Consider the following 15,148-nt stretch of genomic DNA (forward strand, 5'->3'; position numbering starts at 1 on the left):
CCCGCAACGGGCCATCGAGGGGCGGGGAGCTGTCGTCCGTGCATGCGCGGCCGCATGATCGATCGCCAGCTAGTGTGGCGATATGCACCTTCATTCGCACCCGGACTCCACGGCCGGGCCACGGATGCCCGTGGTCGCGGTGGTGGCGGTGGGCGGTGCGGGAGGCGCCCTGCTGCGCTACGGGGCCTCCCGCCTGTGGCGCAACGGCAGCGACGCCGCGCTGCTGTGGCGGACGGGTGAGGCCGCCTTCCCGGTGACGACCCTGTTGATCAACGTGGTGGGCTGTTTCCTGATGGGCGTGCTGACCGTCGCGCTCAAGGAGCGGTTCACCGGCGCCCCGCGCCTGCTGAACCCCTTCCTCGGCACGGGTGTCCTCGGCGGCTTCACGACCTTCTCGTCCTACACGGACGACACCCGCCGGCTGTTCGAGAACGGCCAGCCGGGCTACGCCGTGGCCAACCTCCTGGTGACCGTGGCGGGGGCCCTGTTGGCGGTGGTCCTGGGCGTGGTCGTGGCACGCCTGCTCCTGGGGCGGCCCCGGGGTGCGCGGACCGGAGAGGGCAGCGGTTCCTGATGGGTGAGTGGCTGCTGGTCCTGGCGGGCGGAGCGGTCGGAGCCCCCGTCCGCCATCTGATCGGTACGGCGACGCGGGAGCACCTGCGGTCCGCCTTCCACTGGGGCACGTTCCTCGCCAACATGGCCGCGGCCCTGCTGCTGGGCTTCCTCGTCCAGGCGGGTACCGAGGGAGCGCTCGGCGAGTCCGGCCAGGCACTGCTGTCCACCGGCTTCTGCGGCGCGCTGTCCACCTGGTCGACGTTCTCCAACGAGGTCCACTCCATGGCGAGCGCCCGCCGGCTGATCGGGGCCGCCGGCTATGTGTGCGTGACGGTCGCCGTCGGTCTGGGGCTGTCGTTCGCGGGCATGGCGGTCGCCCAGGCCCTGTGGTGAGCGGGGCCGCCACCCGGACGGCGCACCGGTGGCGGGCGGCACGGCCGCGGTTCGACCGGGGGCGCGCCGCGCGCTCGCTGCTCGCCTTCGGGTTCTCCCTCGGCACGGTCACGGCGGTCGGCGGGATCCACTACGGGATCTTCGCCGCGATGGGCTGCTACGTGGACGCCTACGGCGCCCGCGACCCCTACCCCCGGCGGGGACCCCTGCTCGTGATCCTCTCGGCGGCTTTCCTCGTGGCCTTCGCCGCGGGCTCCGCCGCTGCCGGAGAGGTGTGGGCCATGGTGGGGGTGCTCTCCGTGGTCTCCGTCGCGGCCACCCTCGTGGTGCGCACGCTGCGGCTGAGCGGACCGGGCAGCTACTTCGTCGTCCTCGTCGCCGCCATGGCGGCCTTCCTGCCACCGGCCCCGCCCTCGGAAACCGCGGTCCGGGCCGGCTGCCTGGCCCTCGGGGCGGCCGTGTCCTGGCTGGCGGGCATGTCGGGCCGGCTGTCCCGCCCGTACGGACCCGAGGAGCGGGAGGTGTCGGCCGCCTTCCGGTCGGTGGCGGCCTTCGCGGAGGCACGGACCGGCGCCCGGGGAGGCCCCAAGGCCGGGACCGAGCCCGAGGCCGCACCCTGGACCGAAACCGAAACCGAAACCGGAACCGGAACCGGAACCGGAACCGCACCCGGGACCGAAACCGGAGCCGCACCCGGGGCCGGAGCCGAAGCCGAGGCCGGAGCCGCACCCGGGACCAGAGCCGAAACCGCACCCGGGGCCGGGGCCGGAGCCGAAACCGCGGCCGGAGCCGGAGCCGCGCCCGGGGCCGGTGTGCCGGGTCCGCGGGGTGTTGGCTCCGGCGCCGGGCGGGACGCCTACGCGGCCGTGCACCGGGCGTGGGCGGCGTTGAACGACGCCCGCGAAGGGCACGGCGAAGTGAGCGCACCGGAGCCCGCGCCCCGGCGGATGACCCTGTACGCCCTGATGACCGGGCTCGAGACCCTGCTCGACACGGTGCAGAACGCGGCGGAACGGGACGGGGAGCCGGTGTCGCCCGCACGGATCGCGTGGCTGCGGGCCGCGGGCGGAAGGATCGCGGCGGGCGGCGTGCCGGGACCCTGCCCCGGCGGCCCGGCCACCGCTCGGGACCTCCTGGCAACCGCCCACAGGCTGTGGCCGGTGCCGTTGCCACCCCGCAAGAGCCTGCTCGCGGAACTGCGCCGCCTGCTGTCCCGGTCCTCCCCCGGTCTCCCGGTCGCCCTCCGGGTCGGGCTCGCCGTCGCGGTGGGCACCGTGCTGGGCGCCGTGCTGCCGCTCCTGCACCCGGCGTGGGTGGCCGTGGGCGCGGCCGCCGCCCTCCAGGGAGGGCCCGGCCAGCAGCCCGCCCGGCGCGCGCGGGCCCGGTTCGTCGGAACCGTGAGCGGGGTGGCGCTCACGGCCCTCGTCTTCCACTCCTGCCAGCCGGGCACCTGGGTGACGGTGGCCGTCGCCACCGTCGCGCACGCGCTCTCACGGGGCCTGCCGCCCGACGCCCTCCTCACGCGCACCCTGCTGAACACCCCGGTCGCCCTGCTGCTGGTCGCCGCCGCCGTCCCGGCCGGCCTGGGCCGGCTCGCCGCCTTCCGGCTCCTCGACCTGACCCTCGGACTGGTGCTCGGCGTGGCCGCCGCGCTGCTGCTGGGCGGTGTGCCCCGGCGACGGGTGTGCGCGGCGGTGGCGAACGCCGTGGCCGGGACGGGGGCCGCCGTGCAGGAGCGGCTGCGGACGGGGGCGGTGCGGGTCGCCTGCGAGGGGACGGCCTGGCAGCGGATGACGGAACTGTGGGACATGCACGCCGCCGTGCCCACCGAGGAGATCCGTACGAGCGGCACGGCGGACCGGCTGTGGCCGACCGTCCTGGCGGTACGACGCCTGCTGTCCTGGAGTGTGCTCGGCCGCCTGCCGGCGCCGGATCCCGACGCAGCGGTCCTGGTCGGGCGCCACGTGGAGGCACTGACCGGTGCGGCCCACGCGGGTCTGCCCGGCTCACTGGCCCTCCGACGGTCCCTGTCCGGGCCACCGCGGGCTCCGGAGTCCGCGCACCATCCCGAGCTCCACCGGAGACTGGCCGACCTGACGAGCGCGCTGGCCGGCCCCGATGCCGGACTTGAACCCTAGCCGCCGCCCCCTCTGACCTGCGGCGACACCGTGGAGTCTCCGGATTCCCGCAGAACTGCGCGGATCCTCCCGAGTGTGCTCGCCAAGCCCGGCCGGAGTGTTCCCGTGGGAACACGAGCGACACGACACCCGCTGTCGCGCACAGCCGTTCCGGGTCAATCGGGTGGCCTGTGGCACACGTTGAGGCCAAGACGCATGCGGCCGTCGGGGAACCGATGCCATCAAGAGGGCCGTTGGCCGGAAACGACGCATTCCCGCCACTCATCGGCAGAAGCCGAAGGCCGGGCTTTCACGTTCCGAAAGGAGGCGCAGGCGCATGATCACCGACTACGTCACATCACCGTCGACCGTGAAGTCATGATTCACGTCACAGGCCGCAGGATCGCCGAACGGAGCGTCAGGTCATGCGCCTAACATATGAACTGTTCATCAGTGTATCCTGCCTCATCTGTCAACCACGCGCCTGCCCTCCAGGCCCCCAGGATGACGAAGGACTCAGGACCCGAACCCGAACCCGGACAGCGAACCGGTGCGGTCGAAGGATTGGAAGAGCAGGGCGTGTCGAAGCCGCGTATCAGCGTGATTGTGCCGATTTACCAAGTTCAGCCCTTCTTGCAGGAGTGTCTCGACTCCATCCTCGACCAGTCCTTCCGTGACATCGAGGTAATCGCCGTCAACGATCGCTCGCCCGACCGCTGCGGAGAGATCGTCGACGAATACGCCAAGGCCGACGAGAGGGTGCGGGCACTGCACCTGCCCGAGAACGTGGGCCTGGGCCGGGCGCGGAACGCCGGCATGGAGATGGCGCGCGGCGACTATCTCTTCTTCCTCGACAGCGACGACACGCTTACGCCCGGCTCGCTTCAGCTCATTGCGGACCGGCTGGATCAGACCGCCGACCCGGACGTTCTGATCTTCGACTACGCGCGCACATTCTGGTGGGGCGGGGAGACGCGCAACAGCCTGGCGTCCGTCTTCAAGACGCAGGGGCCGGAGGTCTTCACCGCAAAGCAGAGACCGGAGTTCCTCACCCTGATCATGGTGGTGTGGAACAAGGTCTACCGGCGTGAGTTCATCGAGCAGCGCGGCTTCGAATTCCCCCCGGGGTACTACGAGGACACTCCCTGGACCTTCCCGGTCCTGATGGCGGCCGACCGGATCGCCGCCCTCGACCACGTGGTCGTCCACTACCGCCAGCGCCGCCAGGGCAACATCCTTCGCACCGTCAGCCGCAAGCACTTCGACATCTTCGACCAGTACGAGCGGGTCTTCGCCTTCATCGACAGCGACCCGTCCCTCGGTGAGTGGCGGGCCCAGCTCTTCACCAAGATGATCGACCACTTCATCGCCATTCTGGCGAAGAGCAACCGAGTGCCCGAAGAGCTGCGTGCCGAATTCTTCGCACAAGCACATCGCCACTATCGGCGCTATGTGCCGACCGGCTACGTGCGGCCCGAGGGACACACGGGCATACGGCACGCACTCATCGCCCGCGGCGCCTACCCGGTCTACCAGACTCTGAAGGTGGCCAACAACGGCCGGCGCAAAGTCCGCAAGACGGTGCGCGCGACCCGGAAGAAGGCGGCCGTCAAGCGGATGGACCGCCTTTACGAAGCCGCACTCAAGCAGCCCGTCGACCAGAATCTGGCCGTCTACTCGTCCTACTGGGGTCGCGGTTACGTGTGCAACCCCGCTGCTTTGCACGCCAAGGCCAAGGAGATAGCCCCGCACATCAAGGGCGTGGTCGTCGCCAAGCAGGACGAGGTGAAGAAGCTCCCGCCCGGCACCGATTACGTGATCCCGGGGACCGCCAGGTACTGGGAGATCATGGCGCGCGCCAAGTACTTCTTCAACAACGTCAACTTCGAGGACCGCTTCGTCAAGCGGCCCGGCACCGTCCATGTGCAGACGCAGCACGGCACGCCGCTCAAGACCATGGGCATCCACCTGCTGCCGCACCCGGTCGCCGCCAAGGGCACGAACTTCAGGAAACTCCTGGAACGCTCGGACCGCTGGGACTACTGCATCTCCTCCAACCGGTTCTCCTCGGAGATCTGGGAGCGGGCCTTTCCGTGCTCCTTCGCACCACTGGAGAGCGGCTACCCGCGCAATGACGTCTTCTACACGTCGACTGCCGCCGACGTCCGTCGCATTCGGGAAGGGCTCGGCATTCCGCGGGGGAAGACCGCCGTGCTCTACGCGCCGACCCACCGGGACTACACCAAGAGCTACGTCCCCCAGCTCGACGTCGCCCGTCTCGCCGAAGCCCTCGGTGACGAGTTCGTGGTGCTGATGCGGGGCCACCACTTCTACGAACAGACCGCGGAACTGCGAGCGTTGCAGGACTCGGCCCGGGTCATCGACGTCACCTCCCACACCTCCTCGGAGGAGCTGCAGCTCGCCGCGGACGTGCTGCTGGCGGACTACTCGTCGATCATGTTCGACTACGCCAACCTCGACCGGCCGATCGTGATCTACGCCAACGACTGGGACGCGTACAAGATCTCCCGCGGTGTGTACTTCGACGTCACGGAGGAGCCGCCCGGGCACGTCGCTCGCACCCAGAACGAACTGCACGAGATCTTCGTCAGCGGCGCTTGGCGCAACGAGCAGTCGGACACCCTGCGCGACACCTTCCGCCGCAAGTTCTGCGAGTACGACGACGGCCGGGCGGCCGAGCGGGTCATACGGCAGATCATGCTGGGTGAGTCGGCGGACAGGCCCCCGGTCCTGCCGTTGGACGAGCGGACGCCGGCCCCCTCGCCGGAGGCCGCCGAGGCCGCCGAGGCGGACGTCATGAAGTCACCCGTGGTCGGCCCCAGGGCCGCCGCCTAGCCTCCTCCCGGTCGGAGCGTCGGCGCGTTCCTCAGTGGCGTGCCGACGCTCGGTGTCGAGACGTCGACGCCGGCTGTCTTGGCTCCGCTGCTTTGCCTGACCTCTCCGCCTCCCCAGGGGGTGGGCCATTGACGGGAACAGAAGAGAAGGTGGCCATGCAAGCCAGTGCCGGGGAACGGCCGCACGCCGAGATCAGACGGGTCTGGCCGCGCGACGGCCGTATTCGCATTCTGGGGACGATCGTCACCGGCGGGGTGTCGGACGACGTCCCCGTGGACAAGTCGTGGACGCTGCGCCTCACCTCTCGCGAACGGCCCGAGCTTCCCGTCCTGTCCGGCGCCGAGCGGCTCAAGGGCCGGTTCGTGCGTACGGTGACCCGTACCTCGGCGCCCACACCGCGTCAGCTGTTCTTCCCCGTCGTCAACGACGGCGCGCGCTTCGAGACGGCCGTGTCCGTCCGCGACCTGGCCGTCTGGGACGCGCTGCCCCGCGAGCACTGGGACCTGCACGTGCTCGCGACACGCGGCGGCAAGAAGGTGACCCTTCGGGTCGGCCGCCACCTCGACGACATGCCGGGCAAGAAGCAGATCGTCAAGTTCCCTGAGCAGTACAGCTCGGGTGTCGCCGTACTGCCGTACTACACCGACGGCGACGACCTCTCCATACGCTGCGCCCGACGCGACGACGCCAACCGGAGCGCCACATGAAGCTCACGTACCTGATCTACAACGCGTTCGGCGTCGGCGGCACCGTCCGTACCGTGTTCAACCAGGCCAACGCCATGGTCGAGCGCGGCCACGAGGTCGAGATCGCGACCATGCTGCGCTACCACGAGGAGCCGCCCTTCCCGCTGGACCCGCGGGTGAAGGTGACCGCGCTCGTGGACAACCGGTCCGGCTCGTACGTGGACTGGGACCGGTACGAGGGCCCCGAGGACACCTCCTGGCACGAGCGGTTCCCGGCGGGCATCTCCAAGAACGCCGACAGCCGCCGCCGTATCGGCGCGATGATCCGCTTTCTCCGGGGCCTGGAGGACCGGATCGTGATCGGCACCCGGCCCACGATCAACCTGATCGTCGCCGAGTACACGGACCCGGCGCTGGTCCGGGTCGTCCAGGAGCACGCGGGTCTGTCCACGCACAAGGGCGAGTGGCGCGAGGCCATCGACGCCGCCTACGTGAAGATGGACGCGCTCGTCTGCCTCACCGAGGCGGACCGTGCCGCGTACGCCGAGGCGTTCCCCCAGGTCCGCGTCGAGCGCATCCCGAACGCGCTGCACTCCCTGGACGTGCCACGCAGCGACCTCTCAAGGCCCCAGGTCGTCAGCGCCGGCCGGCTCGACGGCAACAAGGGCATCGACAAGCTGATCGCGGCGTTCGGCCAGGTCGTGGAAACCCACCCGGACTGGACCCTGCGCGTCCACGGCGACGGCCCCGAGATGGAGGCCCTGCGCAAGGCCGTCCGGACCAGGCACCTGTACAACCACGTCTTCCTCATGGGTCCGACGCGCACGCTCGACGAGGAGCTCGCGAAGGGCTCCATCTTCGCGATGAGCTCCAAGTCCGAGGGCTTCGGCATGGTGCTGCTGGAGGCCATGAACGTCGGTCTCCCCGTGGTCAGCTTCAACTGTCCGGTCGGCCCGCGCGAACTCGTCGCGGACGGCGTGGACGGCCTGCTCGTCCCCGAGCTCGACGTGGCGGCGCTGGCCGCGGGCATCACCCGTCTCATCGAGGACGAGCAGCTGCGCCGCGAGTTCTCCCGGGCGGCCCTGCAGAAGGCGGCCGCATACGGACCCGACGTCGTCACGAAGTCCTGGGAAGACCTCTACGAGGTCCTGACGACGGCAAAGTAGTACCGAGCGAGGCCGCCGGCCGCCGCCCCGGCGGCCGGCGGCCTCGCCGTGCCTGCTCGCCGACCGTGGATGTGCGCAGGTGCGAGGAGAGTGCCCGGAGCCGGACTTGAACCGGCACGCCCTCGAAGGGGCAGCGAGGTTTAAGCTCGCCGTGTCTGCATTCCACCATCCGGGCAGGCCATGGGCTCCGCTACGCGTGCCTTGAGCCTATCGGGACGCTCCTCCCGGCCTCGGGCGGGACGGCCGATGTTGTCTTATTTTATTGGCGCCTGAGGGGGCATCAGTTACCAGGGCAGGCCAACAGCACATGCCAACAGCCTTGCGTGCGACCGCCCGCGCTGTATGCGGAATGACGGGATTTCACCGTCCCGACGAGGGCGCCCGCCCCGTTCCCGCCCGCCCCGCCGTCGGGGGCGCCCGTCATCCGCAGGTATGACGCCGGCCCGTCCCGTCCGACCGAAGTCGCCCCCCTGAACCGGAACAGCGGCTGACTACACGGCGCCGTACGGCCGGGACGATGGATGACATCCCCGAGCACACACCGTGCCGACCGCACACAGCGTGCCGACCGCACGCACCGTGCCCGGCACACGCCGTGCCCGCCGCACACGCCGTACCGACAGGAGCGCCCTTCCCGTGACCACCGCACCCATCGCCGACCGGTCCACCCTCGTGGCCGCGCGCGCCACGGAGCTTTCCAAGATCTACGGCCAGGGCGAGACCCAGGTGGTCGCCCTGGACCGGGTCTCCATCGACTTCCGGCAGGCCGAGCTGACCGCGATCATGGGCCCCTCCGGCTCCGGCAAGTCCACGCTGATGCACTGCGTCGCGGGCCTGGACACCTTCTCGTCCGGCTCGGTGCGCATCGGCGAGACCGAGCTGGGCTCGCTCAAGGACAAGCAGCTCACCAAACTGCGCCGGGACAAGATCGGCTTCATCTTCCAGGCGTTCAACCTGCTGCCGACGCTGACCGCGCTGGAGAACATCACCCTTCCGATGGACATCGCGGGCCGCAAGCCCGACAAGCAGTGGCTGGACTCGGTGATCCAGATGGTCGGGCTGTCCGGACGGCTCGCGCACCGGCCCGCCCAGCTCTCCGGCGGGCAGCAGCAGCGGGTCGCCGTGGCGCGGGCGCTGGCCTCCCGTCCGGAGATCATCTTCGGGGACGAGCCGACCGGAAACCTCGACTCCCGGTCCGGCGCCGAGGTGCTGGGCTTCCTGCGCAACTCGGTGCGGGAGCTGGGCCAGACCGTGGTGATGGTGACCCACGACCCGGTGGCCGCCGCCTATGCGGACCGGGTGGTCTTCCTCGCCGACGGACGCATCGTCGACGAGCTGTACGGGCCGACGGCCGACTCGGTGCTCGACCGCATGAAGCGGTTCGACGCCAAGGGCCGCACCAGCTGACGTCCGCGTCCGCCCGGTCCACCCCGCCCGCTCCCCGTCCGCCCCCGCCCCGTACTCCGTACGCCCGTACGTCTGGACAGAGAAGACCCCCATGTTCCGTACCGCCTTGCGCAACGTCTTCGCGCACAAGGCCAGGCTGTTGATGACCGTGCTCGCCGTGATGCTCGGCGTGGCGTTCGTGTCGGGCACCCTGGTCTTCGCCGACACCCTCTCCAACGCCTTCCGCAACCAGTCGGCGAAGAGCTACGACGACGTCGCCGTCGCCGTCACCTCGTACGCCGACCCGGACAACCCCAAGGAGGAGTACGGTCTCACCGGCGAGGTCCTCGACCGGATCTCCGCCGTGGACGGCGTCGCCGGGGTGTACGGCCGCGTGGAGGGCTTCGCCGGGGTCGCCGACCCCGACGGGAAGCTCATCGGCGTCGGCTGGTCCAACAAGGGCTCCAACTTCGCGCCCGGCAAGGACGGCAAGGACGCCGCCTACACGTTCACCGACGGCTCAGGACCGGTGCAGGACGACCAGATCGCCCTGGACGAGGAGTCCGCCGCCAAGGGCGAGTACAAGGTCGGCGACCGGGTGCGCGTCGCGACCAACGGCCCGGTGCAGGAGTACACCCTCAGCGGTGTGTTCACCACCGAGGACGGCGCCGTCAACGCGGGCGGCAGCCTCGTCCTCTTCGACACCGCCGTCGCCCAGAAGCAGTACCTCGCGCAGGGCTACTTCGAGGACGCCACCGTCACCGCGGCCCCCGGCGCCGACGACGCCAGGATCCTGGCCGCGGTCGAGCCGCTGCTGCCGGACACCGCCGAGGCCCGGACCGGCCAGGCACTCGCCGACGAGCAGGCCGACCAGATCGAACAGGGTCTGGGCAACCTCAAGCAGGTCCTGCTCGGCTTCGCGGGCATCGCGCTCTTCGTCGGCGTCTTCCTGATCTCCAACACCTTCACGATGCTGGTCGCCCAGCGCACCAAGGAGATCGCCCTGATGCGCGCCGTCGGCGCGTCCCGCAGGCAGGTCACCCGCTCGGTGCTCGCCGAGGCCGCGCTGGTGGGCCTGGTGGCCTCGGCCGTCGGCTTCGCCCTCGGCGTCGGTCTGGCCGTCGGGCTGCGCTCCGGCATGGCCGCGGCCGACATGAAGATGCCGGACGGTCCGCTGGTCCTGTCCGCCACGCCGGTGGTCGCGGCGTTCGCGGTGGGCGTGCTGATCACCGTGTTCGCCGCCTGGCTGCCCGGCCGCCGGGCCGCGAAGATCCCGCCGGTGGCGGCCATGAACAGCGTCCACGCGGTGGCCACCACCAAGTCGCTGGTGGTGCGCAACTCCATCGGCGCGGCCATCACCGCCCTCGGCGCGGTGGGGATCGTGGCGGGCGCCTCGACCGGCGGCGACGACGGCCGGATGTACATCGGCGCGGGCGCGTTCCTCGCGCTGATCGGCGTGATCGTCCTCATCCCGCTGCTGTCCCGGCCCGTGATCGCACTCGTCCGTCCGCTGCTCGTCGGGCCCTTCGGGGTGGCCGGGAAGCTGGCCGGCCAGAACGCGGTCCGCAACCCGCGCCGCACCGGTGCCACCGCCTCGGCGCTGGCGATCGGACTGACGCTGGTGACCGGCCTGTCGGTGCTCGGCGTCACGGTCGGCGCCGCCATCGACAAGATGACCACGGACAACATCAGGGCCGACTACATGGTCTCGATGGCCAACGGTGGCGACCTCGACCGGTCCGCGCTGACGGCCCTGGAGAAGGCCGACGGCGTGTCCGCGGTGTCGCCGCAGCAGGACGCCTACTTCCGGGTCGACGGCGACTACGTGTCCGCCTCGGCGGTCACCCCCGGTGACATCGAGAAGGTCCTGACCGTCGACGTCGTCAGCGGCGACGCGGGCTCGCTGGCCCAGGGCCGGATCGCGGTCGCCGAGAAGACGGCCGCGAACAGGGGCTGGAAGCCCGGCGACACCGTCCCCGTCACCTTCGACGACGACGAGAAGGCCACGCTGACGGTCGGCGCCGTCTACAAGGACAGCGAGTTCCTCTCCCCCGTCCTCGTCGACCGGAAGGTCGTGGACCGGCACGAGGCGAAGCCCTCCATCCGGGAGATCTTCGTGAAGGTCGACGGCGGCCAGTCCGCGGCGAACGAGAAGGTCCTCGTCGACGCCCTCGGCGACAACCCGGCGATCACCGTGATGGACCGGCAGGACATCCGCGACGAGTTCGGCGGCGCCATCAACACCCTGCTGAACGTCATGTACGGCCTGCTGGCGATGGCCCTGATCATCGCGGTCCTCGGCGTCGTCAACACCCTCGCGATGTCGGTCTTCGAACGGCAGCAGGAGATCGGCATGCTGCGCGCGATCGGTCTCGACCGGCGCCGGGTGAAGCGGATGGTGCGGCTGGAGGCCGTCGTCATCTCGGTGTTCGGCGCGGTGGTCGGCATCGGTCTCGGCACCTTCCTCGGCTGGGCGATCGGCGAGACCGTCGCCGAGGAGATCCCCGGGTACGCGCTGGTCCTGCCCTGGGACCGGATCGGGATCTTCATGGTGCTGGCCGGTCTGGTCGGCGTCCTGGCCGCCCTGTGGCCGGCCCGCAACGCCGCCCGGCTGAACATGCTGAACGCGATCAAGGCCGAGTGACCTCGCCGCGACGCGGAACACCGAGGGCCGGGCTCCCCGCACGGGGGGCCCGGCCCTTCGGGTCGGGTGCGGATCAGGCGCGGCCCGGCGCGCCCCACACGCGGGCCCGCAGCGGCAGCCCGGAGGCGCCGGAGTCGGGCGTCTTCACCGCGAGGACCTGGTTGACGCCGATGCGGTTGCGTTCGAAGGCGAGCGCGGAGGCGGCCATGTACAGCTGCCAGACCCGGGCGCGGCCGGGGCTGACGAGCCGGACGGCGGTCGCCCAGTCGGACTCCAGGTTGGCGACCCAGCGGCGCAGCGTGAGCGCGTAGTGCTCGCGGATCGACTCCACGTCGCGGACCTCGAACCCGGCGCGCTCCAGCTGGGTGACGGTGGTGCCGACGGGGGCCAGTTCGCCGTCGGGGAAGACGTAGGCGTCGATGAACTCGTCGACGTTGTAGGCGGACTCGTCCCGCTGCGGCCGGCGGGCGATCTGGTGGTTCAGCAGCCGTCCGCCGGGCTTGAGCAGCTTGTGCAGGTCGGTGGCGTACTCCAGGTAGCGCTCGGCACCGACGTGCTCGGCCATGCCGATGGAGGAGATGGCGTCGTACGGCCCGTCCGCGACGTCCCGGTAGTCCTGGACGCGGATCTCCACCCGGTCGGTGAGCCCCTCGTCCGCGACGCGCTTGCGGGCGTAGGCGGCCTGCTCCTGGGACAGGGTCACGCCGACGACGCTCACGCCGTGCTCGCGGGCCGCGTGGATCGCCATGGAGCCCCAGCCGCAGCCGACGTCGAGGAGGCGCTGACCGGGGCTCAGGTCCAGCTTGCGGCTGACGAGTTCGAGCTTGTCGCGCTGGGCGTCCTCCAGGGTGCCGCCCTCGGCCGGCGGGGCGGGCCAGTAGGCGCAGGAGTACACCATGGAGGGGCCGAGGACGAGTTCGTAGAAGTCGTTGCCGACGTCGTAGTGGTGGCTGATGGCCCGCTTGTCGCTGCGCTTGGTGTGCAGGTGGCCGCGGGCCCGGCGGACCTCCTCGGGCGGCGGGGCCGGTGGCAGCGGCGGCCCGGCGAGCTTCACCAGTCCGCGTACGGCGGCCCGGACCTCGGGGTCGCGGAGCGCCTCGACCAGGCCGCGGGCGTCCTCGCCGCGCTCCCAGATCAGGCCGGCCATCAGGCCGAGGGCGGTGTAGAGGTCTCCGTCGATGTCGATGTCGCCGGCCACCCAGGCGCGGGCCAGGCCCAGTTCACCCGGTTTGAACAGCAGGCGGCGCAGGGCCCTGCGGTTGCGGACGACGAGGGTCGGCGCGCCCGGCGGACCCGCCTGCGAACCGTCCCAGGCGCGGATGCGCACCGGGAGTGGTGCTCCCAGCAACTGTTCGAAGAGGTTCTGCAGCCGCAGCGCGGCGTCAGCCATGGCGTACCTCCGTGACGAGCGATCCCGGAATGTCCAACACCACGTAAACACCTGGGAGCCCGCCGTACAGTCCCCGGCGCGCGTTACGACTCGGCAAAATAGCTGTACACACCAACGGACTTGTCGCCGCGGCGGTGCGGCACCCGCGCAGCGCGAAGGGGCCGCCCGCACCACGGATGGCGGACGGCCCCTTCGGGGGACTGCTACTGCTGCGGGCGACCGGAGGTCAGGAGGCCTTGGCCTCGGTCTTCTCCTGCTTCGCGGCCTTCTCGCTCTGGTCGGCCTTGTCCACGGCCTTCGCCGCGGCGGGCTTCGGGGCGGGCTTGGCGGCCTCGTAGAACTCCTCGCGCGGGGTCTCCATCGCGCCGAGGGAGACGACCTCGCGCTTGAGGAACATGCCGAGCGTCCAGTCCGCGAAGACGCGGATCTTGCGGTTGAAGGTCGGCATCGCCATGCCGTGGTAGCCGCGGTGCATGTACCAGGCGAGACGGCCCTTGAGCTTGATCTTCATCTTGCCCATGACGATCATCGCGACGCCCTTGTGCAGGCCGAGGCCCGCCACCGCGCCCTTGTTGGCGTGGCTGTACTCCTTCTGCGGGAAGCCCCGCATGCCGGAGATCACGTTGTCGCCGAGGACCTTGGCCTGGCGCAGCGCGTGCTGGGCGTTCGGCGGGCACCAGGCGTTCTCGTTGCCCGCCTTGCGGCCGACGAGGTCGGGCACCTGGGCGTTGTCGCCCGCGGCCCAGATGTAGTCGGTGCCCTGGACCTGGAGGGTCGCCTGGGTGTCGACGTGACCGCGGGGGCCGAGCGGCAGGCCGAAGCGGGCCAGCGCCGGGTTGGGCTTGACGCCGGCCGTCCACACGATGGTGTTGGAGTCGACCTCGAGACCGTTCTTCAGCACCACGTGGCCGTCGACGCAGGAGTCCATGGAGGTGGACAGGTAGACCTCGACGCCGCGGCCCTCGAGGTGCTCCTTGCCGTACTGGCCGAGCTTGGGACCGACCTCGGGGAGGATCTTGTCGGCGGCGTCCACGAGGATGAAGCGCATGTCCTCGCGGGAGACGTTGTTGTAGTACTTGGCCGCGTCCCGGGCCATGTCCTCGACCTCACCGATGGTCTCCGCGCCGGCGAAGCCGCCGCCGACGAAGACGAAGGTGAGCGCCTTGCGGCGGATCTCCTCGTCGGTGGTGGAGTCGGCCTTGTCCAGCTGCTCCAGGACGTGGTTGCGCAGGCCGATGGACTCCTCGATGCCCTTCATGCCGATGCCCTGCTCGGCGAGGCCGGGGATCGGGAAGGTGCGGGAGACCGCGCCCATCGCGATGACCAGGTAGTCGAAGGGCAGCTCGTACGCCTCGCCCACCAGGGGGGCGATCGTGGCGACCTTGCGGTCCTGGTCGATGGTGGTGACCCGGCCGGTGAGGACCTCCGCCTTCGGAAGCACGCGCCGCAGGGGGACGACGACGTGCCGCGGGGAGATGCTGCCGGCGGCGGCTTCGGGGAGGAAGGGCTGGTAGGTCATGTACGACCGCGGGTCGACGACGGTGACGGTCGCCTCGCCGTAACGCATCTTCTTCTGGATGCGTCGAGCTGCGTACAGGCCTACGTACCCACCGCCTACTACGAGGATCCTGGGACGCTCCGTGGTGCTCATGCCATCGAGTATCCACCCGGTTGAGGGGGGTGGATCGTGCGCCCCTTCACAAGCTTCGGTGGGTGCTGTGCTACCATCCGCCGCTCACGTGACGGAGATCATGGCGGGCGAAGGAACCAGGGTGTAGGGCACCCCGTTGTCAATGCCGCGTGAGCTGCACCTCCGCGCTTCGGAAGCGGTGGACCACCCTTCCGCGAGGGCCCCGCGGAACCCTCTCGCGACACCGACCTGAACACGTTCAAAGGGCAGTTGAAACCCCAAAAGGGTCAACGCGCGCGCTTTCGTCGTCCGACAGGGCCCAATT

Annotated in this window: 10 protein-coding genes and 1 tRNA gene; 8 read left to right on the plus strand and 3 right to left on the minus strand. The window is 70.6% G+C overall.

The features are described 5' to 3' along the window. Window positions 1-82: 82 nt before the first annotated feature. The 6 genes from ACFYZ3_RS27680 (at window position 83) to ACFYZ3_RS27705 (ending at window position 7,773) form a co-directional block, all read left to right on the plus strand. On the plus strand, window positions 83-574 hold the full coding sequence (locus ACFYZ3_RS27680; protein ID WP_388522997.1) for a fluoride efflux transporter FluC: 492 nt from the start codon (window positions 83-85) through the stop codon (window positions 572-574). Continuing rightward, window positions 574-948 carry a fluoride efflux transporter FluC gene (locus ACFYZ3_RS27685; RefSeq protein ID WP_388522999.1) on the plus strand — a complete coding sequence of 125 codons (375 nt, stop codon included), beginning with the start codon at window positions 574-576 and terminating at the stop codon, window positions 946-948. Before ACFYZ3_RS27680 ends, ACFYZ3_RS27685 begins: the two co-directional genes overlap by 1 nt. Further along, a complete protein-coding gene (locus ACFYZ3_RS27690) occupies window positions 945-3,086 on the plus strand; it encodes an FUSC family protein (protein WP_388523002.1) in 2,142 nt (713 codons plus the stop codon). The genes ACFYZ3_RS27685 and ACFYZ3_RS27690 overlap by 4 nt, the downstream gene beginning before the upstream one ends. A gap of 558 nt (window positions 3,087-3,644) precedes the next feature. Then, entirely contained in the window at window positions 3,645-5,921 is a 2,277-nt protein-coding gene (locus tag ACFYZ3_RS27695) for a CDP-glycerol glycerophosphotransferase family protein (protein ID WP_388523004.1), read from the plus strand. A 155-nt stretch (window positions 5,922-6,076) separates the two neighbouring features. Beyond that, window positions 6,077-6,628, plus strand: coding sequence for a hypothetical protein (locus ACFYZ3_RS27700; RefSeq protein WP_388523007.1), 552 nt, complete (start codon window positions 6,077-6,079; stop codon window positions 6,626-6,628). Continuing rightward, window positions 6,625-7,773, plus strand: coding sequence for a glycosyltransferase family 4 protein (locus ACFYZ3_RS27705; RefSeq protein ID WP_388523010.1), 1,149 nt, complete (start codon window positions 6,625-6,627; stop codon window positions 7,771-7,773). The genes ACFYZ3_RS27700 and ACFYZ3_RS27705 overlap by 4 nt, the downstream gene beginning before the upstream one ends. A 91-nt stretch (window positions 7,774-7,864) precedes the next feature. Here ACFYZ3_RS27705 and ACFYZ3_RS27710 read toward each other — a convergent pair. Then, window positions 7,865-7,948: transfer RNA gene (locus ACFYZ3_RS27710), tRNA-Leu, on the minus strand. Between the two features lie 461 nt (window positions 7,949-8,409). Between ACFYZ3_RS27710 and ACFYZ3_RS27715 the strand changes: the two genes are divergently transcribed. Then, window positions 8,410-9,180: an ABC transporter ATP-binding protein gene (locus ACFYZ3_RS27715; protein WP_361008439.1), complete on the plus strand. Its 771-nt coding sequence runs from the start codon at window positions 8,410-8,412 to the stop codon at window positions 9,178-9,180. A 91-nt stretch (window positions 9,181-9,271) separates the two neighbouring features. Further along, on the plus strand, window positions 9,272-11,803 hold the full coding sequence (locus ACFYZ3_RS27720) for an ABC transporter permease (RefSeq protein WP_388523013.1): 2,532 nt from the start codon (window positions 9,272-9,274) through the stop codon (window positions 11,801-11,803). 73 nt (window positions 11,804-11,876) lie between these two features. Here ACFYZ3_RS27720 and ACFYZ3_RS27725 read toward each other — a convergent pair whose 3' ends face one another. Both ACFYZ3_RS27725 and ACFYZ3_RS27730 read right to left on the minus strand, forming a co-directional pair. Then, the gene (locus tag ACFYZ3_RS27725; protein WP_388523016.1) at window positions 11,877-13,193 is read right to left on the minus strand and encodes a class I SAM-dependent methyltransferase; all 1,317 of its coding nucleotides are present in this window, start codon (window positions 13,191-13,193) and stop codon (window positions 11,877-11,879) included. Window positions 13,194-13,419: 226 nt separating this feature from the next. Then, window positions 13,420-14,844, minus strand: a complete 1,425-nt coding sequence (locus ACFYZ3_RS27730; protein WP_388523019.1) for an NAD(P)/FAD-dependent oxidoreductase — start codon at window positions 14,842-14,844, stop codon at window positions 13,420-13,422. Between the last annotated feature and the right edge of the window lie 304 nt (window positions 14,845-15,148).

Origin of the sequence: Streptomyces sp. NPDC001599, from assembly GCF_042893535.1 — a bacterium.
Classification (GTDB): domain Bacteria; phylum Actinomycetota; class Actinomycetes; order Streptomycetales; family Streptomycetaceae; genus Streptomyces.